Origin of the sequence: Thioalkalivibrio sp. AKL19, from assembly GCF_000420165.1 — a bacterium.
GTDB lineage: Bacteria > Pseudomonadota > Gammaproteobacteria > Ectothiorhodospirales > Ectothiorhodospiraceae > Thioalkalivibrio.
Window position 1 is genome coordinate 41,792 of sequence record NZ_ATUK01000010.1, and the last position, 22,892, is coordinate 64,683.

A 22,892-nucleotide genomic window follows, 5' to 3' on the forward strand; every position below is an offset into this window, starting at 1 on the left:
TGAGTGAAGTGTAGCCGAGCTACATAAGCGAGCCACAACGCCGGGCGCACGCCCGTTTTCGACAACAACTGGCGGCCGAGCCCTTGCTTTCAAGGGTTTGTGGGGTTGGCACCCCGGGTTCCCCGATCCTGCGTTGCGCCCCGAAGTCATCAAAAACGGGCGGGTAGAACCACTACCCGCTTCGCGACGCGCCTTGTCTCGGAAAACCTGGGGTACCAACGCGAGTGTGTACATGGATCAGTGTTTCCCTAGCTCTCGTGAAACTGGTCGTAGATCGACTGCGCGAGCCGGCGGTGGATCCCCGGTACCTTGGTCAGCTCCTCGACCCCGGCCCGGCTGACCCCGCGCAGGCCACCGAAGTGCTTCAACAGCGCGCTGCGCCGCTTCGGCCCCAGCCCCGGAATTGCCTCCAGGGTCGATTCCTTGCGCGCCTTCGCGCGGCGGGCGCGGTGCCCGGTGATCGCGAACCGATGCGCCTCGTCCCGGATTTGCTGGATCAGATGCAGCGCACCGGAATGCGCGGGGAGTATAGAGGGCGCCTCTACCCCGCTCAATATCAGGGTTTCCATGCCCGGCTTGCGCTCCTCGCCCTTGGCCACGCCCACCACCTTGATATGGTCCAGCCCGAGATCGGCCAGCACGTTCAGCGCCTGGGTCACCTGCCCCTTGCCACCGTCAATGAACAGGATATCCGGTTCCTGGCCCTCGCCCTTCTTGAGCCGCGCGAAACGCCGGCCGAGCGCCTGGTGCATGGCCGCGTAGTCATCGCCCGGTTCGATGCCCTCGATGTTGAAGCGGCGGTAATCCGACTTGATCGGCCCCTCCGGCCCGAACACGACGCAGGAGGCCACCGTACCCTCGCCGCCGGTGTGCGAGATATCGAAGCACTCCATGCGCTTGGGCGGCTCCTCCAGCCCCAGCTCCGCGGTCAGCGCGTCCAGACGCGCCGTCTGACCCGCCTGGCTGGCGATCCGGGTCTTCAGGGCCAGCTCGGCGTTGCGGCGTGCCATGTCCAGCCAGCGCGCGCGATCGCCGCGCAGCGACCAGGCCAGGGCCACCTTCCCGCCCCGCCGCTCGGCCAGGAACGCCTCCAAGGCCTCGGCCCCCTGCGGCTCGTGCGACAGCAGGATGCGCGCCGGCGGTTCGCGTTCCGCGTAGTACTGCGCCAGGACCGCGGCCATGATCTCGTCGGTCTCGGTTGCCTCCGGCACGTTCGGGAACAGCTCGCTGTTGCCCAGGTTCTGCCCGTTGCGCACAAAGAAGATCTCCACCGCGCAGGTCCCCGCCTCCTGCGCCAGGGCAAACACGTCGGCATCCCCCTCGCCCCCGGAGACGAACTGCTGTTCGGAGATCTGGCGCAGGCGCGCGATCTGGTCGCGCAGGCGCGCGGCATGTTCGAAGTCCAGGCGCGTCGAGGCCGCTTCCATGCGCTCCATCAGCTCCTCGATCACCGCTTCGCTCTTGCCTTCCAGGAACTTGACCGAAGCCTCGACGTCGCGGGCGTAATCCTCCGGCGAGATGTAGCCGACACAGGGCGCGGTGCAACGCCCGATCTGGTACTGCAGGCAGGGGCGCGAGCGGTGCGCGAACACGCTGTCCTCGCACTGGCGCACCTGGAAGAGCTTCTGCAACAGGGCCAGGCTTTCGCGCACCGCGCCGGCCGAGGGGTACGGACCGAAGTAGCGCATGCCCTTCTTGCGCGCGCCGCGATGAAACCCGAGGCGCGGGTATTCCTGGTTCGAGACGTAGATGTAGGGGTAGCTCTTGTCGTCGCGCAGCAGCACGTTGTAGCGCGGCCGGTGACGCTTGATCAGGTTGGCCTCCAGCAACAGCGCCTCGGCCTCGGTGTGCGTCACCGCGACACGGATATCCGCGATCTGGCGCACCATCGAACGGATACGCGGGCCGCGGTCGTCGCTGCCGCGGAAGTAGCTGGCCACCCGGCTCTTCAGGTTGCGCGCCTTGCCCACGTACAACACGGCCCCGGACGCATCCAGCATCTGATACACGCCGGGCGACTGCGTCAGGGTCTGCAGAAAGGCCTTGTGATCGAATCCGGTCTCGGGGGTACTCATGATCGCGTCAGGATACCGGAACTGCCCGGCCAGCCGGCATAGCCCCCGCCTGCGCTATGCCCTCGAACAAGCGGAAAACCATCCCTCTCGGGTCGAGCAGGGTCTGCGCACGCCTGACGTTCCAAGCCTCGGGGCGAGCCATGGTCCCCCGATTGCCACGGCCCCTTCGGGGCCTCGCAATGATGAGGAAAGAAGTTCGTCATCGCGAGTGCCGCAGGCGCGTGGCGATCTGCTCGGACGCCCCGGACGCAGGCCCTGGAGGCACCAGGATCCAGGCCTTCCGGGCCAGGGCGCTAACCGAGGTGGGTGCGGATCCGGGCGAAGAGCTCGTTGAACATGGTGGGGGTCAGGCGGCGGGTCTGCGTGTTGTAGCGCGAGCAGTGGTAGGAATCGATCAGGCGGGTTTGCGCATCCAGCTCGTGCTCGGCGCCGTGGGCGAAGCGCAGGCTGGACAGCGGCAGGCCCTTTGCGCGCAGGATGGCGTCATGCGCGATCTTGCCCAGCGCCAGGATCACCCGCGGCTGCATCGCCGTCATCTCGGCCGCGAGGAAGCCGTTGCAGGTGCGGATCTCCTCGGTGATCGGCTTGTTCTGCGGCGGCAGGCATTTCACCGCATTGGTGATGCGGCAGTCGACCAGTTCCAGTCCGTCATCCGCCCTCGTGCTCTCCGGTGCGCTGGCGAAGCCGTGTTCGTGCAGGGTCTGGTACAGCAGCACGCCGGCATAGTCACCCGTGAACGGGCGCCCGGTGGCGTTGGCCCCGTGCATGCCGGGTGCCAGGCCGACGATCAGCAGCCGCGCATCCAGCGGGCCGAAGGACGGCACCGGCGCGGCATGGTATTCCGGGTGCTTCGTGCGGACGTCTTCCAAAAACGCCGCCAGGCGCGGGCAGGCGCGGCAGTCGGCCGCGAAGATCTCGTGTGGCTCAGGAGGCATCCGGCCACTCGCGGTAGGGATTCCGGGCGAGTTCGGTGTTGTAGTAGCGCGGATCGTGCGAGACCTCCTCGCCCAGCCAGTCGGGGCGCGGGAATTCAGCGTCGCTGCTCGGCAGTTCCAGTTCGGCGACGATCAGGCCGGCGTTGGCGCCCTCGAACACGTCGATCTCGTACTCCCAGCCGTCCACGTCCACCCAGTGGCGGGTCTTTTCCACCTGGGGCCCCGCCAGGGTGTCCAGCAGGCGGTGGGCCTCGTCCAGCGGGATGTCGTACTGGTACTCGTCGCGTTCCACGCCAAGGGTCGCGCTCTTGATGTTGAGGTTGGCCCCCTCCTCGTCCACCCGTACCCGGATGGAGGCGCGGTCGTTGCCGCACAGGTAGCCCTGGCGCATGTACTGCGAGCGCACCACTTGCGCACGCCAGGCGTCGCTGGCCAGCAGGAACTTGCGTTCGATTTCGCGCCCCATGTCGTCGAGTACTCCACTTTTTGACGAATCGCCTGGTGAACACCTGTGGGAGCCTGCTTGCAGCCGAAGCCCCCGCCAAAGCCTGAGGCGCGAACTACATCCGGATCAGTGCGGAACCCCAGGTGAAGCCGCCACCGAAGGCCTCGGTCAGGATCAAGTCACCCTTCTTGATGCGACCATCGCGCACGGCGGTATCCAGAGCCAGCGGGATGGAGGCAGCCGAGGTGTTGCCGTGGCGATCCACGGTGACCACCACGTTGTCCATGGACATGTTCAGCTTCTTCGCGGTCGCCTGGATGATCCGGATGTTCGCCTGGTGCGGCACCAGCCAGTCCAGTTCCGACTTGTCGATCCCGTTGTATTCCAGGGTCTCGTCGACGATCTGGTCCAGCGTGTTCACCGCCACGCGGAAGACCGCGCGGCCCTCCATGCGGATGAACTCCAGGTCCGGGTTATCGTTCGGCTGGGAGACGCCGCCCGGCACCTCCAGCAGGCCCTTGTGGTGGCCGTCCGCGTGCAGGTGGGTGGAGATAATGCCGGGATCCGGCGAACGCGACAGGACCACGGCCCCCGCGCCATCGCCCCAGAGGATGCAGTTGCCGCGATCGGTGTAGTCAGTGATACGCGAGAGCGTCTCCGCCCCCACCACCAGAACGTGGCGAATCTCGTCGCTCTGCATGAAGCGATCGGCGGTCGCCAGGGCGTACACGAAACCGCTGCAGACAGCCTGGATGTCGAACGCCGGACAGCCACCCACGCCCAGCTTGGCCTGCAGGATGCAGGCGGTGCTGGGGAAGATCTGGTCCGGCGTGGTGGTCGCGACCAGGATCATGTCCAGATCGGCGGCACGGATACCCGCGGCATCCAGGGCACGTTCCGCCGCCTTCAGGGCAAGGTCCGAGGTGACCTCGTTCTCGGCGACGATATGGCGCTCGCGGATGCCGGTGCGTTCGCGGATCCAGGCGTCCGTGGTATCCACCATCGCCTCGAGTTCGGCGTTGGTCAGGATGCGTTCGGGCAGATAGCTGCCGGTCCCACTGATGCGTGCATGCTTCACTCGCTTGTCTCCTGCCCCAGGAGCTGGCCCAGCTGCTTGTCGATACGCCGCGAGATGTTCGCCTCGGCCTCGATGCGCGCGATGCGGATCGCGTGCTCGAAGGCCAGTTCGTCGGCGCTGCCGTGGCTCTTGATGACCACGCCCTGCAGGCCCAGAAGCGAGGCGCCGTTGTAGCGGCGGTGGTCGAACCGATGGCGGATGCGGCGCAGCACCGGCAGCGCGAACAGGCCGGCCAGGCGCGAATAGAGCGAGGCGCGGAACTCGCCCTTCATCTTCGAGGAAATCATCTTGGCCACGCCTTCGCTGACCTTCAGCGCCACGTTGCCGACGAAGCCATCGCAGACCACCACGTCCACGTCGCCGCAGTAGACGTCATCGCCCTCGACAAAGCCGATGTAGTTCAGGCTGGACTCTTCCAGCATGCGTCCGGCCTCGCGCACCCGGTCGTTGCCCTTGATCGCCTCGGAGCCGATGTTGAGCAGCCCGACCCGGGGTGCTTCGAGACCGTCCACGGCATTCGCCAGGACCGAGCCCATCACCGCGAACTGGTACAGATGCGCGGCCTCGACATCGACGTTGGCGCCCAGGTCCAGCATGTGGGTATGCCCGTTCATGGACGGCAGGGCTGTCGCGATCGCCGGACGGTCGATGCCGGGCAGGGTCTTCAGGACGTAGCGGGCCGTGGCCATCAGGCCACCCGTGTTGCCGGCCGAAACGCAGGCCTGCGCGGCCCCGTTCTTCACCTGGTCGATGGCCACGCGCATCGAGGAATCGCGCTTGGTGCGCAGGGCCACGGCCGGCAGCTCGTCCATGCCCACCACCTGGCTGGCATGAACGATGTCGATCCGCCCGCGCTCGGCGGCCGTCCAGCCGGACAGGCCGGCCTCGATGGTGTCCTGGTCGCCAACCAGCAGCAGACGAAAGTCATCCGCCACCCCAAGGGCACGGCGTGCCGCAGGCAGGATGACGGGCGTTCCGTGATCGCCGCCCATCACGTCCAGTGCGATGGTAAAACTGGCAGTCATGTTCGGGTCCGACGGACGGCCTCGGTGTGGCCGTATTCAAACGCGGAAAGGCCACGGTGCGAGCGCAGCCGTGGCCCCGGGACGGTCACGTCCTGGACCTTAATCTTCGTCTTCGTCGACTTCGACGTCCTGCTGGATCACCTGACGACCGCGGTAGAACCCGTCCGGGGTCACGTGGTGACGACGATGGATCTCGCCGGTCGTCGGATCCGTGGACAGGGTGGCGCCCGTCAGACCGTCATGGGAACGGCGCATATCGCGCTTGGAACGGGTCTTGCGGCGTTGCTGAACAGCCATGATGCATCTCCAGATTGATCAATATCCCGTGGCGACGGGAGTGAGCCCGGTATCAAAACGGGCGCAAGTATAACGGTTCGGCCCGGACAATGCGCCGGTCAGCGCTCACGTCATGAGCTGCCCCGGTCCGGGCCGCCCTTCTTGAGTTGTTCGAGCACCGCGAACGGATTTTCGGCGCCCTCGCCTTCCTCGAATTCGGCCCCGGCGGCGGGTTCGCAGTCCGCATGGCGCGGCACCAGTGGCCACGCCAGCAGGACCTCTTCCTCGACCCATGCCGCGGGGCGCAACAGGCCATCCGCCTCGAGAGCGACAAAGTCATCGCCCTCGCTCATGCCAGCCGGCGTGCCTTCCGGTGGCAGCAGCACGGCATCCGGTTCGAGGCGGAATTCCCATGCCATCGGCTGCAGGCAGCGCTGGCAGGTCTGCCACAACTCGCCGGTAATCGTCCCGCTCAGCCGTATCTCGTCCAGCGCCCCGCGTTCCAGCTGGAATCGCGCGTGCACCCGCAACGGGTGTCCCGACAGGGCATCGGCACGTAACCGCGGCAGCTCTTCCGCACGCAGGTCACCCTCGAATTCCAAGTGCCGCGCACGCGGTTGCCACGGGTCAAGAGAAACGGGGATGCGACTCATAAACGGCTCGGTTGCAAGGGCGCGGAATATACGCGCGCGCGGGCGATCTGTCAAAGCGAAACAGAAACTTGCAGCGCCCGCAAACGACGTCGATACTCGGGTTGTCATCGACCTGCCCGGGGCCCTCCGTTTGATCCGCAAGCTGCTCATTGCCAACCGGGGCGAGATCGCCGTGCGCCTGATCCGGGCGTGCAGCGAAATGGGGATTATCTCGGTCGCCGTGTATACGGACGCCGACCGCCACGCCCTGCACGTGAAGAAGGCGGACGAGGCCTATGCCATCGGCCCGGATTCCATGGGTGGCTACCTCAGCATCCACCGCCTGATCAGCGTTGCGCGCGCCGCCAGCTGTGACGCGATCCACCCGGGCTACGGCTTCCTCTCGGAGAACCCCGATTTCGCTGCCGCCTGCGCCGCGCGCGACCTCACCTGGGTGGGTCCGGATGCCGCGGTGATTCGCCGCATGGGCGACAAGGTCGCGGCGCGCCGGGCGATGATCGAGGCCGGCGTCCCGGTCACGCCCGGCTCCGAGGGCAACCTGGAGGATGCCGGGGCCGCACTGGAGGTGGCCGAACGCATCGGCTACCCGGTGATGCTCAAGGCCACCACCGGCGGTGGCGGCCGCGGCATCCGCCTGTGCGAGGATGCCAGCACCCTGGAATACAACTTCGAGCGCGTGCGCTCCGAGGCGACCCGCGCCTTCGGCAGCACCGAGATCTTCCTGGAGAAGGCCGTGGTCAACCCGCGGCACATCGAGGTGCAGATTCTCGGCGATGCCCACGGTCACGCGATCCACCTCTTCGAGCGCGACTGCTCCGTGCAGCGGCGGCACCAGAAGCTGGTGGAGATCGCACCCTCGCCACAGCTGACCGAAGCTCAGCGGCAGCATCTGGGCGAGCTGGCCGTGCGCGCGGCCAGGGCGGTCGGCTACCAGAACGCGGGCACCGTCGAGTTCCTGATGGACTCGGACGATTCTTTTTATTTCATGGAGATGAATACGCGTCTTCAGGTAGAGCATCCGGTCACCGAGATGATCACCGGGATCGATATCGTGCAGGAACAGTTGCGCATCGCGGCCGGCGAGCCGCTGCGCTACACCCAGTCCGACATCACCCGCCGCGGCTACGCCATCGAATTCCGCATCAACGCGGAGGACCCGAAGAACGACTTCCTGCCGAGCTTCGGCCGCATCACCCGCTATTTCGCCCCGGGCGGCCCCGGGGTGCGCACCGACGGCGCCATCTACACCGGCTACACCATCCCGCCGCATTACGACTCGATGTGCGCCAAGCTGATCTGCTGGGCGCTGGAATGGGACGACCTCCTGGCCCGCGCCAACCGGGCGCTGCGGGATATCGGCGTGTTCGGCGTCAAGACGACCATCCCGTTCCACCTGGCGATCGTCGACCATCCAGTGTTCCGCAGCGGGCACTTCGACACCGGATTCGTGGCGGCCCACCCGGAACTGACGCAGTTCCCCGGCAAGCGCTCGGATCGCCAGCTCGCGGTGGCCGTCGCCGCCGCCCTCGCCGCTCACCACGGGCTTTAGCCCCGCCCCGGACACCGGAATGACCATGGATCGAGTTCACATCACCGATGTCACCCTGCGCGACGGCCACCAGAGCCTGATCGCCACGCGCATGCGCACCGAGGACATGCTGCCGATCTGCGAGCAGATGGACGCCATCGGATTCCACTCGCTGGAGGTCTGGGGCGGCGCCACCTTCGATGCCTGCGTGCGGTTCCTCAAGGAGGACCCCTGGGAGCGGCTGCACCAGCTGAAGGCCGCGCTGCCGAACACCCCGCTGCAGATGCTGCTGCGCGGGCAGAACCTGCTGGGCTATCGTCACTACGCCGACGACGTGGTGCGCGCCTTTGTCGAGCGCTCGGTCGCGGGTGGCATCGACATCATCCGCATCTTCGACGCGATGAACGACGCGCGAAACCTGCGCACCGCGATCGAGGCCACCCGCAAGGCCGGTGGCCACGCGCAGGGCACGCTCTGCTACACCACCGGCCCGGTGCACTCGGCCGCCGAATTCGTTGCCCTGGGCCGCGAGCTGGTCGCGATGGGCGCGCAGAGCATCGCGATCAAGGATATGGCCGGACTGCTGACCCCGTCCGCCACCCGCGAACTGGTCACCGAGCTAGTGGATGCCCTGGACGTGCCGATACACCTGCATGCCCACGCCACATCGGGGCTGTCCGAGCTGTGCCACTGGCAGGCCATCGAGGTCGGCTGCCGGCATGTCGAGACCGCGATCTCCGCCTTTGCCGGCGGTACCAGCCACCCGCCGACGGAGAGCCTGGTTGCCGCCCTGGCCGGCACCGAGCATGACACCGGGCTGGACCTGGTCGCGCTGCAGAAAATCGGGCTGTATTTCCACGAGGTGCGCAAGAAGTACCGGCGCTTCGAGAGCGAATACACCGGCGTCGACACCCGCGTGCAGATCAACCAGGTGCCCGGCGGGATGATCTCCAACCTGGCCAACCAGCTGCGTGACCAGAACGCGCTGGATCGCTTCGATACCGTGCTGGAGGAGATCCCCCGGGTACGCGAGGACCTGGGCTACCCGCCGCTGGTGACCCCGACCTCGCAGATTGTCGGCACCCAGGCGGTGATGAACGTGCTGGCCGGCGAGCGCTACAAGACCATCACCAACGAGGTGAAGCAATACCTGACCGGGCACTACGGCCGGGCGCCCGGCCCGATCAACAGCGTCGTGCGGCAACAGGCTATCGGCAATGCCGATGTCATCGATTGCCGCCCGGCTGACCTGCTCCAGCCCGAGATGGACAGCCTGACGCGCGAGATCGGCGATCTCGCCCGGGGTCCGGAGGACGTGCTGACCTTCGCCCTGTTCCCCGAGGTGGGACGCCAGTTCCTGGAGCAGCGCCGCGACGGCACTCTCGACCCGGAACCGCTCAACCTGCCGGAAAACACCCAGGCCGGCTGCCCCGCGCCGGTGGAGTTCAACGTCACCTTCCACGGCGAGACCTACCATATCCAGGTCAACGGCTCCGGCCATCACCGGGAGGACACCCGCCCAATGTACGTGACGGTCGACGGGATGCCGGAAGAGGTCCAGATCGAGACCCTGGACAGCATCGAGACCGCCGGCAACGGCGGCGCCGAACGCAGCCGCGGGGCCAGCGGAGGCAAGAAGTCGCGCCGCGCGACCCGGCCGGGCGATGTCACTACCTCCATGCCCGGCACCATCATCGACGTGCTGGTGGCCGAAGGCGACCGGGTCGAGGCGGGCCAGCCGGTGCTGGTGCTGGAGGCGATGAAGATGGAATCCGAGATCGCCGCGCCCGTGTCCGGAACAGTCACCGCGGTGAACGTGGCCAAGGGAGCCGCCGCCAACCCGGACGACGCCCTGATCGAGATCGACAGCGACGATGGCTGAGCCCCCGCGAAGACTGGTCCTGGCCTCGACCTCGCCCTATCGCGCCGAACTGCTGGGGCGCCTGCATCTGCCGTTCGAGACCGCACGGCCCGAGGTCGACGAGACCCCGCGGGCCCACGAGCGGCCCGAGGCCATGGTCGAGCGCCTCGCCGAGGCCAAGGCCCGCGCCGTCGCCGATGCCTATCCCGACCACCTGGTGATCGGCTCCGACCAGAACGCCAGCCACGCCGGGCACATCCTCGGCAAGCCCGGCAGCGCCGAACGCGCGGAGGCGCAGCTCGCCGTGCTTTCCGGCGGGACCGTCACCTTCCACACCGGCCTGTGCCTGCTGGACACCGCCACCGGCCAGGCGCGCACCGGGCAGGTGCCGTTCACCGTGACCTTTCGCGAACTGACCCCGGAGGAGATCCGGCGTTACGTCGTCCTGGATCAGCCGCTGGACTGCGCCGGGAGCTTCAAGTCGGAGGGACTGGGCATCAGCCTGTTCGCGCGCATGAGCGGCGACGATCCGACCGCGCTGGTCGGCCTGCCACTGATTACCCTGGGCCACTGGCTTCGCGAGACGGGTATCGCCGTCCCGCCCGCAGCGAACTGAACCGGCCGCGAACCCCGGCCATCGTCCGGGTGGACCGCGTCAGGCCCAGTCCTGCCGCGGCTTGTGGGCCAGGATCTGTACGACGGCGCCGCGACCGGTGTGAAACTGCCCCTCGATCACGTCGCGCTCGCGCTCCACGGCCTCCTCGAATTCCAGCCCCTCCAGCTCTTCGACCAGCGCATCCCGCGTCATCATCAATTCGGCCGTGGGCGGCCCCCCCGTACCCCAGTCCAGCTGCGCCGGGGTATAGGCCTCGAGCATGAACACCCCACCGGGGTGCAAGCCCGTCACGACCTCGGCATGCAGGCGACGCCGGATCGCCGGGGGTACATGGCAGAAGATCGACACGATCAGGTCCCAGGCATCGGGTTCGATCGTGTAATCCGCGAGATCCGCCACCAGGGTGTCGATGTGGACGCCCCGGTCCGCGGCCAGGCGCTCGGCCTTTTGCAGGCCGACGGCGGAACTGTCCACCGCCAGCACCTCGAACCCCTGCTGCGCGAGAAACACGGCATTGCGCCCCTCGCCTTCGCCGAGGCACAGGGCCTGGCCGCGCGGGACGTTGGCCACTGCAGCGCGCAGGAAATCGTTCGGTTCGGTGCCATAGACGTATTCGTCCGCGGCGTAGCGTTCATCCCACATCCATCGTCTCCTTCATTCACCCGTCTGCGTGCGGGGGCCGGCCTCCCGCCCTGCACCGGGCGTGGCATGCCGCCGCCGGCACGATTGCCGGAATCCCGGGTTTACCCTACTCTTGCGCGTCCCCGAGCACTGCGACGACCCCCGACACCATGAGCGAGACTCCCACGTTGCGCACGCGCCTGGAAGGCTTCATCGAGGCCCGCCTGACCCAGCGCTTCATCATCGGCCTGATCCTGCTCAATGCCCTGACGCTGGGGCTCGAGACCTCCGACACCGTGATGGGCTGGATGGGTCCGGTCATCCTGACCGCCGATGCCCTGATCCTCTCGCTCTTCACCGCCGAGGTGCTGGCCAAGCTGTTCGTCTACCGGCTGAGCTTCTGGCGTAATCCGTGGAACGTGTTCGACTTCTTCGTGGTGGGGATCGCGCTGATCCCGGCGTCCGGTCCGTTCTCGGTACTGCGCGTACTACGTTTGCTGCGCCTGGTTTCCATGGTGCCCAAGCTGCGCTTTATCGTGGAGGCGCTGCTGCGGGCGATCCCCGGGATCATCTCGATCATCGGACTGCTGCTGCTGATCTTCTACGTGTTCGCGATCATCGCGACCGGACTGTTCAGCGAATCGTTCCCGCAGAAATTCGGCACCCTCGGCGCCACCATGTACAGCCTGTTCCAGGTGATGACCCTGGAGGGCTGGTCCGAGGACATCGCCCGCCCGGTGATGGACGTCTACCCCTGGGCCTGGGCGTTCTTCGTGCCGTTCATCCTGATCGCCACGTTTACCGTGCTGAACCTGTTCATCGCGATCATCGTGGACGCCATGCAGCGCATGCACGACCGCGCGATGGAGATCGAGCAGCAGATGATCCACGACAGCGTGCACGAGGAGAACCAGGCCCTGCACGCCGAGATCCACGAAATCCAGCAGGAAACCGTCAAGCTGCAGGAACGCCTCACCCGCATGCAGAACATGCTGGAGAAACGCGTACGGTAGACGTTTTTTGTGCCGCGCTGGGCTTTTTCATTGCCGAACACTCGGTGGTGTACTTCAATTTCCATATATGCAGCACATGTGGGATCACACCATGAAAGAGCTGAACGTCCGCGAAATGCGGGCCTCCATTCGGCATTTGGACGAAATCGTCCAGGCGTCCGGGGAAATCACCATCACCCGTCGAGGAAAGGCCATTGCACGGGTCCTGCCCGTTCATCGTGGGCGCCAGCGGCCCGACCACTGCGAGCTTCGCCGGCGAACCGGGCCACTGGTTCCCTCGGAAACCCTCCTGAGGGAAGAGCGTGACGATCGCGGATGAACGGAGCTACCTCGACACCAGCGCCCTGGCCAAGTGGTACCTGAACGAACCGGGATCCGAGGCCTTTGTCGACTATCTCCAGAGAATCGACGTCGCGATCATCAGCCGCCTGGTGACGACCGAGCTACGGTCCCTACTCGCGCGGCGTCGATGCATGGGGGAGCTGTCGCCGGAGCTGGAAGCAATCATCTTCGCCACCTTCCAGGACGATATCTCCAGCGCCTCGTTACAACACTATCCCTTCGACGACGCACTGTTCGACGAAGCGGCCAACCTGATCACCCGCTATCCCGAACACCCTCTGCGGACGCTGGACGCGCTGCACATCGCAACCGCGCGTCATCACGAGATTCCAGTCATCGCCACCGCAGACAACGTCCTGGCGGACGCGGCTTCATCAATGAGCCTGACCGTTCGTCGATTCTGAAGTCTCCGGCACCCGACGCGCTGGAGAAGCGGGTGAAGCAAAGAGCCCGGGACGGAACCCGGCTGCGGCGCTCCGGCGCGGGCAGGGGCTTCGCTGCCAAGGCGGCTCCTACAAGACCGCATCCCACTCCCTGTGGGAGCCTGCCTGCAGGCGAAGCCCCGCCAAAGCCCGCCTCACCCCAACAACCGTGCTTGCGCTGCGCGCAACGCCCCCCCCCCGCGCGCCCCCGGACACGCAGGGGCCGCTGGATCAGGCGTTGACCGCGGCCGGTTCGTCGGCGGCGCGTTCGCCCAGGCGGCGGCCGGTGGCATTCAGCACGGCCTGCAGGGTGGCGGCGGTGGTGTCCTCGCCCAGGGCGACACCCACGGAGCGTTCACCATCCACCTGCACATCCACCGCGGCCATCGCGCGCGCCTCGGTGCCGGACTCCATCGCGTGCTCGTCGAAATGGGTCACCGTCACCTGCACGCCACGCTCGGCCTGCATGGCGGCGGTCAGCGCCTCGACCGCGCCGTGGCCCTCACCCCGCAGGCGCGACTCGCGCCCCGGCGGGCCCATGGTCGCGTCCAGCCGCACCACCGGACCTTCCTTCTCGATCTCGTAGCGCACCAGGTCCCAGCCGGCAACCGGGGTCAGGTAGTGCTGCTCGAACAGCTCGTGGATGCGCCTGGAGGAGACCTCGATCTGCGAGGTCTCGGCGTCCTTCTGCACGATGCGGGCGAACTCGATTGCCAGCCAGCGCGGCACCTCGATGCCGTAGTCGCGCTCCAGCACATGCGCCACGCCGCCCTTGCCGGACTGGCTGTTGATGCGCACGACCTCCTCGTAGCGCCGGCCCAGGTCACCCGGGTCGATCGGCAGGTAGGGCACGTTCCAGTGGCCGCCCTTCTCCTTGTATTGCGCCAGCCCCTTGCGGATCGCATCCTGGTGGCTGCCGGAGAAGGCGGTGTACACCAGCTCGCCCGCCCACGGGTGGCGCGGGTTGATGGGCATGTCGGTGCACTCCTTGTACACGTCCATCAGCCGCTCCATGTCGGACAGGTCGATGGTCGGGTCGATGCCCTGCGAGTACAGGTTCATGCCGACGGTGACCAGGTCCATGTTGCCGGTGCGCTCGCCATTGCCGAACAGCGTGCCCTCCAGGCGGTCGGCCCCGGCCAGCAGGCCCAGCTCGGCCGCGGCCACGCCGGTGCCCCGGTCGTTGTGCGTATGCAGCGACACGCAGAAATGCTCGCGGTACTGCACGTGGTCGCAGAACCACTCGACCTGGTCGGCAAACACGTTGGGCGTGGCGGACTCGACCGTAGCCGGCAGGTTGATCACCACCTTCTGGCCCTGATCCGGGCGCCAGATCGCGTTTACCGCATCGACCACCTCGACCGCGAAGTCCAGCTCGGTGGTGGAGAAGCTCTCCGGCGAGTACTGGAAGATCCAGTCGGTCTGGGGGTACTTCGCCGCGTAATCCCGCACCCAGCGGGCCCCGTTCTCGGCAATGCCGCGCACGCCGTCGCGACCCATGCGGAATACCTGCTCGCGCTGCGCCGGGTTGGTGGAGTTGTACACGTGCACCACCGCGCGCGGGGCGCCCTCCAGCGCCGCGAAGGTCTTGGCGATCAGGTCCTCGCGCGCCTGGGTCAGCACCTGGATGTACACGCCCTCGGGGATGCGGTCTTCCTCGATCAGGCGGCGGGTAAAGTCGTAGTCGATCTGCGAGGCGGACGGGAAGCCGATCTCGATCTCGGTCAGGCCGATGCCCGCCAGCACCTCGAAGAAGCGCATCTTCTGCTCCACGCTCATCGGGTGCACCAGCGCCTGGTTGCCGTCGCGCAGATCCACCGCGCAAAAACGCGGGGCAACCGTCGTGCGCTGGGCCGGCCAGCGGCGATCGGACTTGTCGATCGGCGGGAACGGGGCGTACTTGGTGTGATCGAAGGCCATCGTGTTCGTCTCCTGTAAGGGGCGCGGCCTCGCCGTGGGGTCGGACGCCGCGCTCCGGATTTCTATCTGTGCATCATCCTAACGCATTTATCCGGGCATAACCTTGCGTTTTTCCCTATCGAGGCCTTAATTGGGATCTATCGTTGCGCATTCAAGGGAAATATGCGCAATAATCCACCCCATGAAACCACAACCGCACTCGCTTGACCGCTATGACCGCCGCATCCTCGAGATCCTGCAGGAGGATGCGAGCCTGTCCAACCAGGCCCTGGCGGACCGCGTGGGGCTCAGCCCCTCGCCCTGCCTGCGCCGGGTACGCGCGCTGGAGCAGGCCGGCATCCTGCTGCGCCGCGTGGCGCTGCTGGACCGACGCAGCCTGGGCCTGGAGCTGACTGCCCTGATCCACATCGGCATGGACCGCCACACCCCGGAGCGCTTCGCGCATTTCGAGGAGACCGTGGCCGGCTACCCCGAGGTCCAGCACTGCTACCTGATCACCGGCCAGTCCGCCGACTACATGCTGCAGGTGGTGGTCCCCGACATGGACGCCTACCAGGACTTCCTGCTGCGCCGCATCACCCGCCTGGAGGGCGTGGACAGCGTGCACTCCAGCTTCGTGCTGCGCCGCGTCGTCGACCGCACCGCCCTGCCACTGGACTACACCCCCACCTGAAGCGCCTGAAAACCCGGCGCGGATTCACCACCAAGCCCACGAAGGCACCAGAAAGACCCAGATCCAGATCAAAAACGGTCTACAGGAAGAAAAGAAGGCTGGAAGACGGATTATCGTAATCCTGGGCATTTTCGGGTACGAAGGTCAGAGGCAAATGTGAGTACCTGTCCGATATCGTCTTTCCCCTGAGACCCTTCCGATCTTCCAGCCTTCCTGTAAATCGCCCTTGCTCTCCGGCGAGCCACCCTTGTACTGTATATATAGACAGTTACCGGAGGGCGCCTTGTGTCGCTTACTGAACGCCAGCAGGCCATCCTCGACTACATCGCCGAGACCGTCGCCACCCAGGGCACGGCGCCGACCCGCAGCGAGATCGCCCGGGCCTTCGGCTTCCGCTCGCCCTACGCGGCCGAGTGCCACCTGAAGGCCCTGGAGAAGAAGGGCGCGATCGAGCTGCTGGGCGGCACCTCCCGCGGCATCCGCCTGCCCGGTGCCGCCCGTGGCGCACCGGCCGAACTCCCTCTGGTCGGGCGCGTCGCCGCCGGCTCGCCGATCCTCGCCACCGAGCATATCGAGCGCCACTACCGGGTCGACGACGCCCTGTTCCGCGGCCGCCCGGACTATCTCCTGCGCGTACACGGCGAGAGCATGCGCGACGCCGGCATCCTCGACGGCGACCTGCTGGCCGTGCGCCAGACGCCGGAGGCCCGCCCCGGCCAGATCGTGGTCGCCCGCATCGAGGACGAGGTCACCGTCAAGCGCTTCGCACAGGACGGCCCGAAGGTTCGCCTGCTCCCGGAGAACCCCGACTTCCGCCCCATCGAGATCGACCTCGAGCGCCAGGACCTGGCCATCGAGGGCATCGGCGTGGGCGTGCTGCGCGATCTCGAACCCCAGACCTAGGGAAACACTGACTCATGTACACACTCGCGTTGGCACCCCAGTTTTTCCGAGACCAGGCGCGTCGTGCAGCGGGTAGTGGTTCTACCCGCCCGTTTTTGATGGATTCGGGGCGCAACGCAGGATCGGGAAACCTGGGGCACCAACCCCACAAGCGATTGAACGACGGGGCTCGGCCGCCCATTGTTGACGAAAACGGGCGCGCGCACGGCGTTGCGGCTCCCTTGTGCAGAATGACTGCACGGCGGCGGTCACCGCGCCTTGTTCGCACGCAAAAGCGACTCGAGCGCGAGCGTGTACATGAATCAGTGTTTCCCTAAGCCATGGGCGCGCTGGATACCCTGCTCGACCACCCGGCGCTCTGGCGCGGCCGCAGTGCCATCCCGGCCCCAAATGCCCCGGTCTGGCCCAGCGGCCATGCGGAACTGGACCGGGCCCTGGGCGGCGGCTGGCCGCGCGGCCAGCTGATCGAACTGCTGGGGGCCCCGTTCGGCTGCGGCGAGACCCGGCTGCTGGTCCCCATGCTGGCCGCCTGCGGCCGTGACGGCTACTGGATCGCGGTGATCGCGCCCCCGGCCACGCCCTGGCTGCCGGGCTGGCAGACGCTCGGCATCCCGCCGGAACGGGTGCTACTGATCCGCACCGAGCACGACCGCGACACCCTGTGGGCCGGGGAGCAATGCCTGCGCGACCCGGCCTTTGGCGTGCTGCTCGCCTGGCTGCGCCGCCCCGTGGAGACGGCCCTGCTGCGCCGGCTGCGCCTGGCCGCGAGCGAAAGCCGGGCCTGCGCCATCCTGTACCGGCCACCGGACGCCGCAACACAGCCCTCGCCGGCCCACCAGCGACTGCGTTGGCAGTCCGCGGCTTCCGGACTGGAACTGCACTGCCTGAAGGGGGCCGGCCACTGGGCCCGCTCCGGCCACCCCCTGCGGGTTCCCGAACCGCCGGAGGCCTGAGGTGGGGCAGCCCGCCCGTCCCTCGCATGCGGCCACGCCCCCGGAGCCGGCGCGACAGCAACTGAGTTTGCTCCCGGCCGCCGCCACACCCGCGCCTGTATCGGCACCACAGCCACCGGAGACGCGCCTCGCCAGCTCCGGCGCCACCCGGGCGCGGCAGGAACACTGGATGGCGATCGACCTGCCGCATCTCGCGCTGGACACCCTGGCCCGGGCGGAGCCGGACCGGGAGCGATTGCAACGCCCCCTGCTGGTGGTGGCATCCGGCGCCAGCCCCCGGGTGCATGCCGCCAACCGCGCGGCACGCCGCGCGGGCGCACGGCCCGGCATGGCGCTGGGGGATGCCCTGGCAGTGCTGGACACCCCGGAACTGGTCGAGCACGACCCCGACGCCCTGCGGGCCCAGCTGGAGATGCTGGCCAGCGTACTGCTGCGGTTCTCCGACCACGTGCATCCGGAACCGGAGGCACAGCGCATCCTGGTGGAGGTCGGACGCAGCCGCCGCCTGTTCGGCGGCCTGGAGGCGTTGCGCGCACAGGTACGGGACACCCTGACTGAACTGGGCTTCCATCCCCGTATTGGCCTGGCCAGCAGCCCCGCCGCCGCGCGCCTGCTGGCCCGCCTGCGCAACCCCGCGATCGCGGAAGACCCCGAGGCTCTGCGCCTCATCCTGTCCCCGGTTCCGCTGGAAGCCCTGCCGCTGGCCGCCGCGACCCGCGAGGGCCTGCGCGCCGTGGGCCTGCGCCAGCTGGGCGATCTGCTGCGCCTGTCACGCCCCGAACTGGCCCGGCGCCACGGACCGGAGTTGCTGGATCTGCTGGACCGCCTGCTGGCCCGGCGCGCGGAGACCCTGCCCCGCTTTGCGCCACCCCCGGTGCTGGATCTGTCCCTGCGCCTGGAGCACGAGATCCACGCCACGGCGACCCTGGCCTTCCCGCTCAAGCGGCTGCTGCGCCAGGCCGAGGCGCAGTTGCGCGGCATGAACCGCAGCCTGCAGGGGATGACGCTGGAGCTGGCCCACCGCGAGACGCGCACCCGGCTGACGCTGGAACGCGGGCAGCCGGGCATTCGCGCCGACGAGTGGCTGCCCCTGTGGCAGACCCGGCTGGATCGCGAGACCCTGCCGGAGGCCGTGATCGGCCTGCGCCTGCGGGCACCCCGCTTGCTGGACCCACCGGCCCGGGGCGACAGTCTGCTCGCCGCAGACCCAGCAAGAAGACCACCAGCCGATCAGCTACCCGCCGTGCTGGCTCGCCTGCGCGCCCGGCTGGGCGAGCAGGCCGTCGCCCGTCTGATCAACCGCCGCACACCGAGACCGGAGGATGCCCAGAGGCCGCGACACGATCTCGCCACCACTCCGGCCCCCACCGCTCCAACCCCGGGCCAACAGGCCTGCGGAACGGCCCTCTGGCTACAGGGCCCCGAGCCCGCCGCGCCCCCCGACCAGCCCCAATGGCTGGGACGACTGGAAGACGGCTGGTGGGACCATGGGCAGGATGCGCGCCGCGACTACGCCTGCGCCCGCGACCGCCAGGGCCGCCGGCTCTGGCTGTACCGCTGCCTGCGCAGCGGCCAGTGGTATCGTCAGGGTTACTGGGGCTGAGGGGGGACGCCGCGTCAGCGGTGGTATTCGCCCGCGCGCTCCGGCTGGTACTCGACCTCTTCGATGCGCACGTGCATCTGCCCCCCGCCCGGGCGCGGCCACTCGATCTCGTCGCCCTCGGACAGGCCCAGCAGGGCACTGCCCACCGGCGCCAGGATCGACAGCGTGCCACCGCTCTCGTCTACATCGCGCGGGTACACCAGTGTCATCGAGAACTCGTCGCCGGACTCGATCACCCGGAAGCGGACCTTCGAGTTCATCGTCACCACCGAACCCGGTACATCATGCGAATCCACGACATCCGCGCGATCCAGTTCGGACTCGAGATCGGCCTTGCCGGGAAAGCTGTCATCCGGCAGCGATTCCAGCAGCTTGTCCAGGCGCTCCATGTCCGTGGCGGAGACAATGATCTTCGGCTTGTTCACGTTCACACTCCAAATGCAGGACGCGCCTCCGGGGAGGCGCGCCAGGCAAGAATCTTCAAGGATTTTCCGGAAACCGGGAAACGAGGTTCGAGATTAGCCAAGTCTCGACGAAAAAGCGATCCAGCCGTTCACCACAACCTGTGCCCGGCCGGGTTCGCCTCGCCACGGGGATCACCGCGATCCGGCGTCCCGCCATGCCGCGTAGCCCCCGCGCAGGACATACGCCTCGATCCCCATCGCCCGCAGGTTGTCGGCCACCAGCTGCGAACGCCCACGCCCCCCGCAGAACACCACGACCGGCTGGCCGGGACCACTCATGCTGGACTCGATGGTCGCCTCGAGCTTGGGCCGGGGGATATTGATCGCGCCCTCGATGGTCCCTGCGGCGGCCTCCTCCGGCTGGCGCACGTCCACCAGCAGGAACGGCTTCCCGGCCTCGCGCCAGCGCGCCACCTCAGCCGGGTCCAGATGCGGCAGGCTCTGCTCCAGATCGCTAATACGCTTCTCGAAAAGACTCACGGACGGACTCCGTATGGTGGGTGCGCCCCCATTCTATCGCGCAGGATCAGAGGGAGGGGCGCACCAGCAGGGGAAACACCCGCAGGGTGAACAGCGCGAGTCCGACCAGGGCCGCTGCCGCACCGATTGCGGTCAGCATGGCCGCCCCCATCATCCAGCCAAGTCCCATGCCCACAACCGCCAGATGCACCAGGACCTGCGGCGCCCAGGCCCACAGCCAGCCACCCGCGATCGGGTGGCCGGTAAAGCGCGGCAGCATATGCTCGCCAAGCCCCATGATCAGTAGCAGGAGGAACCCGAGCGTAAAGCCGTGCAGCGCGGCCGGGCGCGCCGCGCCCTCGAGGAAGAACCCGCCCAGTGGCAGTGCCGCCCCCGCGATCAGCAACCAGGCCATCGCCCCCAACACCGAGGCACGGCTGGAGCCCGACAGGCCCAGACCGACATGACGCACTGCCTTCTGAGTGCGTTCCGGGGCCTCCTCCACCAGCTCGGTCGCGGCCGTGCGATCCAGCAGCCCGATGTGCTTGAGCTCGCCATCGACCACCACGGCCGGGATCGAGCGGATGCGCAGCCGGGTCGCCAGCTCGCGCCCTTCGGGCTGGCCCATGTCGACCACCGCGAAGTCGATCTGTTTGTGTTCCGCAACCTCGCGCCAGATGCGCTCGGCATCGTGGCAGGAGGCACACCATTCGGATACCAGCAGCTCTACCTTCATAAATCGGTCTCCCCTGGCCTCAGTCCGCGCAACGCATGCAGTGGATGTCGTAGCGATCGATCCATTGCTTGAGCCCCGTGATCGCCTCGGATCCGGTATGCAGCCGTTCCAGGGCTTTTTCCGGGTCGTCGGGGCGCATCACGACCACCCAGGCATCCGTGTAGGGCGCCACGTTGACCAGCCCCGGATCCGCCTCCACGGCCGGATTGATACGTTCGATCGTGCCATCGAACGGGGTCGGGATACCGCCGGCCCACTTGCCGGACTCCAGCCGCGCGACCGGCTTGCCCGCGGCGCGGTGCGAACCCGGCTTGCGAAACCGGAAGTACTGCACCCGCCCCGCCATGGTCTGGGCGGGATCGGTAATCCCGAGGGTGAAGGTCCCGTCGTCCTCCGGGCGCACCCAGACATAATCCAGGTCGTAGAACAGGTCGTCGGGCAGCTCGCAGCCGTTGTATTCCTCGCGTGCCATGGTTACGCCCCCTTCGGACCATAGTGGCGCACGGTCAGCGCAATATTCAGCGCAAACAGGATCATCGCACCCCAGGCCATCGCACCGCCGATCGCGACCGTCATGTTGTGGAACAGCAGCCAGCCGGCGACCATCACCCACAGCCCGACATTCGCCAGCAAGAACTGCACGTGCCCCAGGCGTTCGGAAAACAACGACCGCCCGGAAAAACGCGGCAGCACATGCAGACCCACGCCGTAGATCATCATGGTCACGAAACCCAGCAGCATCAGGTGTCCATGGATGCGCGGCACGTTGCCGGGGATCAGTCCGGGCTGCGCCAGCCACAGGATGCCGAGGAACCCGCCCAGCAAGGCATAGATCAGGGCCGCGAGAATGAACATCCGGTTACGAGGGTGCATCAAAGGCTCCAGGGCAGGTTTCGCACAGCATACTTTAAGCTATATTCAATTTACATTGATCGAGATCAAGACGGGGCGCGAGCGCTTCCGCGACAGTCGTATGTCTCCCGAGCACCATGCGAAGGTCCGATACCCGATGCACGAGCAACTCTACGAAAGCGTTCCCGGATTCCAGCAGCCCATCGAGTTGCTGCGGGCCTGTCACCGCCGGATCCTCAACTCCCTGGATATCCTCGAGCGTCTGCCTGCGCATCTCGCCGAAAAGGGTGCCGACGAGGAGGCGCGCACCGCGGCGCAACGGGTACTGAACTACTTCCACGAGGCGGCCCCCAACCACCACGCCGACGAAGACGAGGACCTGTTCCCCGTGCTGCGCCAGCACTGCGGTCACCCCGAGAGTCACCCGCAGCTGTGCGAGTGGCTGGACCGCCTGACCGCCGAGCACGACGAGATCGAGACCGGCTGGGACCGGCTGGAACCGGCCCTGGAACGCATTGCCCACGGCAAGGTTACGGACCTGACCGGGGCAGAGGCCTGGATCCGCCAGTACCGCATCCATCTCGATCTCGAAGAGCGCGCCGTCCTGCCGTTCGCCGAGTACCTGCTGGGTCCGGATGAACGCCGCACCATCGGGGCCTCCATGGCCGCGCGACGCGGTATCGGGAATCCCGGGCATGGCTGACTTTGTGCTCGACCTGCGCGGGCTCGCCGAGCATGCGCATACCCGCGCCTACTACACCCTTCGCGAACTGCGCACCGGACAGGTCTTCGAGGTCTTGCTGGACCAGGAACCGAAGCTGCTGATGGACGCGGTCAGCCTGCAGTTGCGCCATGCCATCCATTGGCAGGTCCGCGAGAACGGCCCGCCACTGTGGCAACTCTCGGTGCAACGCCGCGAGGACGTCGCCCCGGTGAACCTGGTCGACCTGCTGGAGCGCGATCACCTGCGCATCGACCGCCTGTTCGCCAGCGCCCTGCACAAGGTCAACGCCGGCGACCTGGAAGGCGCGGCGCCGGATTTCCGCGCCTACGTCGACGGCCTGCGGCGCCACGTGGAGGTGGAAAACGAACTGATCGTCCCCCTGCTGGATCTGCCCCGAAACCCGAACGGCCAGGATCCCACCTCGATCATGCTGCGCGAACACGACGAGATCCTGGAACAAACCACGATGCTGGAGCACGAATTCAGCGAAGGCGTGGACGAGGCCTGGGCGGTGGCCCCGTTCTTCGCGCTGATCTCCGGCGCGCTGGCCAAGCACGAAGGCCGCGAGGAGCAGAACCTGTTCCCCCACTGGAGCCGCGCCCTGAATGAACGCCCGGACGAAGCCGCCGAGCTTCTGCAACGCGCACAAGCCCTGCTCGCGACCACCGGGCCGACGGACCCCGACGCCTGAACCCCGTCACCGCGCCCATCCGGA

26 protein-coding genes are annotated in these 22,892 nt (G+C 67.4%); 12 read left to right on the top strand and 14 right to left on the bottom strand.

The window, feature by feature from the left end; all coding sequences use genetic code 11:
- Positions 1–248 precede the first annotated feature (248 nt).
- From uvrC to F817_RS0102180, 7 genes are all read right to left on the bottom strand, one after another.
- Complete coding sequence (gene uvrC / locus F817_RS0102150; RefSeq protein ID WP_024326100.1) at positions 249–2,075, bottom strand: excinuclease ABC subunit UvrC; 1,827 nt, start codon at positions 2,073–2,075, stop codon at positions 249–251.
- Positions 2,076–2,368: 293 nt separating this feature from the next.
- Entirely contained in the window at positions 2,369–3,010 is a 642-nt protein-coding gene (locus tag F817_RS0102155) for a uracil-DNA glycosylase (protein WP_024326101.1), read from the bottom strand.
- Positions 3,000–3,476, bottom strand: coding sequence for a CYTH domain-containing protein (locus tag F817_RS0102160; RefSeq protein WP_024326102.1), 477 nt, complete (start codon positions 3,474–3,476; stop codon positions 3,000–3,002). Before F817_RS0102160 ends, F817_RS0102155 begins: the two co-directional genes overlap by 11 nt.
- Positions 3,477–3,570: 94 nt before the next feature.
- Positions 3,571–4,533 (bottom strand): beta-ketoacyl-ACP synthase III, encoded by a 963-nt coding sequence (locus tag F817_RS0102165; RefSeq protein WP_024326103.1) that lies wholly within the window; start codon positions 4,531–4,533, stop codon positions 3,571–3,573.
- Positions 4,530–5,558 carry a phosphate acyltransferase PlsX gene (gene plsX, locus F817_RS0102170; protein WP_024326104.1) on the bottom strand — a complete coding sequence of 343 codons (1,029 nt, stop codon included), beginning with the start codon at positions 5,556–5,558 and terminating at the stop codon, positions 4,530–4,532. The genes F817_RS0102165 and plsX overlap by 4 nt, the downstream gene beginning before the upstream one ends.
- Positions 5,559–5,657: 99 nt before the next feature.
- Entirely contained in the window at positions 5,658–5,855 is a 198-nt protein-coding gene (gene rpmF, locus F817_RS0102175) for a 50S ribosomal protein L32 (protein ID WP_017942094.1), read from the bottom strand.
- Positions 5,856–5,965: 110 nt separating this feature from the next.
- On the bottom strand, positions 5,966–6,487 hold the full coding sequence (locus tag F817_RS0102180; RefSeq protein WP_024326105.1) for a DUF177 domain-containing protein: 522 nt from the start codon (positions 6,485–6,487) through the stop codon (positions 5,966–5,968).
- 130 nt (positions 6,488–6,617) lie between these two features.
- On the opposite strand from F817_RS0102180, the gene F817_RS0102185 reads away from it, so the two are divergent.
- From F817_RS0102185 to F817_RS0102195, 3 genes are read left to right on the top strand one after another with little or no spacing between them, the layout of a single operon-like run.
- The gene (locus F817_RS0102185; protein WP_024326106.1) at positions 6,618–8,036 is read left to right on the top strand and encodes an acetyl-CoA carboxylase biotin carboxylase subunit; all 1,419 of its coding nucleotides are present in this window, start codon (positions 6,618–6,620) and stop codon (positions 8,034–8,036) included.
- Positions 8,037–8,061: 25 nt separating this feature from the next.
- Positions 8,062–9,897 (top strand): sodium-extruding oxaloacetate decarboxylase subunit alpha, encoded by a 1,836-nt coding sequence (gene oadA / locus F817_RS0102190; RefSeq protein WP_024326107.1) that lies wholly within the window; start codon positions 8,062–8,064, stop codon positions 9,895–9,897.
- A complete protein-coding gene (locus F817_RS0102195; protein WP_024326108.1) occupies positions 9,890–10,492 on the top strand; it encodes a nucleoside triphosphate pyrophosphatase in 603 nt (200 codons plus the stop codon). Before oadA ends, F817_RS0102195 begins: the two co-directional genes overlap by 8 nt.
- A gap of 39 nt (positions 10,493–10,531) precedes the next feature.
- On the opposite strand, the gene F817_RS0102200 is transcribed toward F817_RS0102195, so the two are convergent.
- A complete protein-coding gene (locus F817_RS0102200; RefSeq protein WP_024326109.1) occupies positions 10,532–11,134 on the bottom strand; it encodes a cyclopropane-fatty-acyl-phospholipid synthase family protein in 603 nt (200 codons plus the stop codon).
- Between the two features lie 149 nt (positions 11,135–11,283).
- On the opposite strand from F817_RS0102200, the gene F817_RS0102205 reads away from it, so the two are divergent.
- From F817_RS0102205 to F817_RS0102215, 3 genes are all read left to right on the top strand, one after another.
- Positions 11,284–12,126, top strand: coding sequence for an ion transporter (locus F817_RS0102205; RefSeq protein ID WP_024326110.1), 843 nt, complete (start codon positions 11,284–11,286; stop codon positions 12,124–12,126).
- 91 nt (positions 12,127–12,217) lie between these two features.
- Positions 12,218–12,445, top strand: a complete 228-nt coding sequence (locus F817_RS13955; RefSeq protein WP_024326111.1) for a type II toxin-antitoxin system Phd/YefM family antitoxin — start codon at positions 12,218–12,220, stop codon at positions 12,443–12,445.
- Complete coding sequence (locus F817_RS0102215; RefSeq protein WP_024326112.1) at positions 12,429–12,872, top strand: type II toxin-antitoxin system VapC family toxin; 444 nt, start codon at positions 12,429–12,431, stop codon at positions 12,870–12,872. The genes F817_RS13955 and F817_RS0102215 overlap by 17 nt, the downstream gene beginning before the upstream one ends.
- 249 nt (positions 12,873–13,121) lie before the next feature.
- Here F817_RS0102215 and F817_RS0102220 read toward each other — a convergent pair whose 3' ends face one another.
- A complete protein-coding gene (locus F817_RS0102220) occupies positions 13,122–14,810 on the bottom strand; it encodes a 2-isopropylmalate synthase (RefSeq protein ID WP_024326113.1) in 1,689 nt (562 codons plus the stop codon).
- Positions 14,811–14,991: 181 nt separating this feature from the next.
- On the opposite strand from F817_RS0102220, the gene F817_RS0102225 reads away from it, so the two are divergent.
- From F817_RS0102225 to F817_RS0102240, 4 genes are all read left to right on the top strand, one after another.
- Positions 14,992–15,483, top strand: coding sequence for an Lrp/AsnC family transcriptional regulator (locus tag F817_RS0102225; protein ID WP_024326114.1), 492 nt, complete (start codon positions 14,992–14,994; stop codon positions 15,481–15,483).
- Between the two features lie 285 nt (positions 15,484–15,768).
- A complete protein-coding gene (gene lexA / locus F817_RS0102230; RefSeq protein WP_024326115.1) occupies positions 15,769–16,386 on the top strand; it encodes a transcriptional repressor LexA in 618 nt (205 codons plus the stop codon).
- A gap of 320 nt (positions 16,387–16,706) precedes the next feature.
- Positions 16,707–17,339, top strand: a complete 633-nt coding sequence (gene imuA, locus F817_RS0102235) for a translesion DNA synthesis-associated protein ImuA (protein ID WP_024326116.1) — start codon at positions 16,707–16,709, stop codon at positions 17,337–17,339.
- A 169-nt stretch (positions 17,340–17,508) separates the two neighbouring features.
- On the top strand, positions 17,509–18,942 hold the full coding sequence (locus tag F817_RS0102240) for a DNA polymerase Y family protein (protein WP_024326117.1): 1,434 nt from the start codon (positions 17,509–17,511) through the stop codon (positions 18,940–18,942).
- A 14-nt stretch (positions 18,943–18,956) separates the two neighbouring features.
- On the opposite strand, the gene rnk is transcribed toward F817_RS0102240, so the two are convergent.
- The 5 genes from rnk to F817_RS0102265 all read right to left on the bottom strand — a co-directional run bounded on the left by rnk (position 18,957) and on the right by F817_RS0102265 (position 21,474).
- On the bottom strand, positions 18,957–19,367 hold the full coding sequence (rnk, locus tag F817_RS0102245) for a nucleoside diphosphate kinase regulator (protein ID WP_024326118.1): 411 nt from the start codon (positions 19,365–19,367) through the stop codon (positions 18,957–18,959).
- A gap of 171 nt (positions 19,368–19,538) precedes the next feature.
- Positions 19,539–19,886, bottom strand: coding sequence for a rhodanese-like domain-containing protein (locus tag F817_RS0102250; protein ID WP_024326119.1), 348 nt, complete (start codon positions 19,884–19,886; stop codon positions 19,539–19,541).
- Between the two features lie 46 nt (positions 19,887–19,932).
- Positions 19,933–20,601: a thioredoxin family protein gene (locus tag F817_RS0102255; protein ID WP_024326120.1), complete on the bottom strand. Its 669-nt coding sequence runs from the start codon at positions 20,599–20,601 to the stop codon at positions 19,933–19,935.
- A 19-nt stretch (positions 20,602–20,620) separates the two neighbouring features.
- On the bottom strand, positions 20,621–21,073 hold the full coding sequence (locus tag F817_RS0102260) for a glycine cleavage system protein H (RefSeq protein ID WP_024326121.1): 453 nt from the start codon (positions 21,071–21,073) through the stop codon (positions 20,621–20,623).
- 2 nt (positions 21,074–21,075) lie between these two features.
- Positions 21,076–21,474: a hypothetical protein gene (locus F817_RS0102265; RefSeq protein ID WP_042799052.1), complete on the bottom strand. Its 399-nt coding sequence runs from the start codon at positions 21,472–21,474 to the stop codon at positions 21,076–21,078.
- Positions 21,475–21,529: 55 nt separating this feature from the next.
- On the opposite strand from F817_RS0102265, the gene F817_RS0102270 reads away from it, so the two are divergent.
- On the top strand, positions 21,530–22,156 hold the full coding sequence (locus tag F817_RS0102270) for a hemerythrin domain-containing protein (RefSeq protein ID WP_196801203.1): 627 nt from the start codon (positions 21,530–21,532) through the stop codon (positions 22,154–22,156).
- The gene (locus tag F817_RS0102275; RefSeq protein WP_024326124.1) at positions 22,149–22,868 is read left to right on the top strand and encodes a hemerythrin domain-containing protein; all 720 of its coding nucleotides are present in this window, start codon (positions 22,149–22,151) and stop codon (positions 22,866–22,868) included. Before F817_RS0102270 ends, F817_RS0102275 begins: the two co-directional genes overlap by 8 nt.
- The last annotated feature ends 24 nt before the right edge of the window (positions 22,869–22,892 follow it).

What these genes read in the sequence shown, in the direction of transcription:
- F817_RS0102225 (WP_024326114.1), top strand. Translation starts at nt 14,992, where the DNA reads ATGAAACCACAACCGCACTCGCTTGACCGCTATGACCGCCGCATCCTC.
- rpmF (WP_017942094.1), bottom strand. Translation starts at nt 5,855, where the DNA reads ATGGCTGTTCAGCAACGCCGCAAGACCCGTTCCAAGCGCGATATGCGC.
- F817_RS0102275 (WP_024326124.1), top strand. Translation starts at nt 22,149, where the DNA reads ATGGCTGACTTTGTGCTCGACCTGCGCGGGCTCGCCGAGCATGCGCAT.
- F817_RS0102265 (WP_042799052.1), bottom strand. Translation starts at nt 21,474, where the DNA reads ATGCACCCTCGTAACCGGATGTTCATTCTCGCGGCCCTGATCTATGCC.
- uvrC (WP_024326100.1), bottom strand. Translation starts at nt 2,075, where the DNA reads ATGAGTACCCCCGAGACCGGATTCGATCACAAGGCCTTTCTGCAGACC.
- F817_RS0102240 (WP_024326117.1), top strand. Translation starts at nt 17,509, where the DNA reads ATGGCGATCGACCTGCCGCATCTCGCGCTGGACACCCTGGCCCGGGCG.
- imuA (WP_024326116.1), top strand. Translation starts at nt 16,707, where the DNA reads ATGGGCGCGCTGGATACCCTGCTCGACCACCCGGCGCTCTGGCGCGGC.
- F817_RS0102205 (WP_024326110.1), top strand. Translation starts at nt 11,284, where the DNA reads ATGAGCGAGACTCCCACGTTGCGCACGCGCCTGGAAGGCTTCATCGAG.
- F817_RS13955 (WP_024326111.1), top strand. Translation starts at nt 12,218, where the DNA reads ATGAAAGAGCTGAACGTCCGCGAAATGCGGGCCTCCATTCGGCATTTG.
- plsX (WP_024326104.1), bottom strand. Translation starts at nt 5,558, where the DNA reads ATGACTGCCAGTTTTACCATCGCACTGGACGTGATGGGCGGCGATCAC.
- oadA (WP_024326107.1), top strand. Translation starts at nt 8,062, where the DNA reads ATGGATCGAGTTCACATCACCGATGTCACCCTGCGCGACGGCCACCAG.
- F817_RS0102160 (WP_024326102.1), bottom strand. Translation starts at nt 3,476, where the DNA reads ATGGGGCGCGAAATCGAACGCAAGTTCCTGCTGGCCAGCGACGCCTGG.
- F817_RS0102195 (WP_024326108.1), top strand. Translation starts at nt 9,890, where the DNA reads ATGGCTGAGCCCCCGCGAAGACTGGTCCTGGCCTCGACCTCGCCCTAT.
- F817_RS0102255 (WP_024326120.1), bottom strand. Translation starts at nt 20,601, where the DNA reads ATGAAGGTAGAGCTGCTGGTATCCGAATGGTGTGCCTCCTGCCACGAT.
- F817_RS0102155 (WP_024326101.1), bottom strand. Translation starts at nt 3,010, where the DNA reads ATGCCTCCTGAGCCACACGAGATCTTCGCGGCCGACTGCCGCGCCTGC.
- F817_RS0102220 (WP_024326113.1), bottom strand. Translation starts at nt 14,810, where the DNA reads ATGGCCTTCGATCACACCAAGTACGCCCCGTTCCCGCCGATCGACAAG.
- F817_RS0102180 (WP_024326105.1), bottom strand. Translation starts at nt 6,487, where the DNA reads ATGAGTCGCATCCCCGTTTCTCTTGACCCGTGGCAACCGCGTGCGCGG.
- F817_RS0102200 (WP_024326109.1), bottom strand. Translation starts at nt 11,134, where the DNA reads ATGTGGGATGAACGCTACGCCGCGGACGAATACGTCTATGGCACCGAA.
- F817_RS0102260 (WP_024326121.1), bottom strand. Translation starts at nt 21,073, where the DNA reads ATGGCACGCGAGGAATACAACGGCTGCGAGCTGCCCGACGACCTGTTC.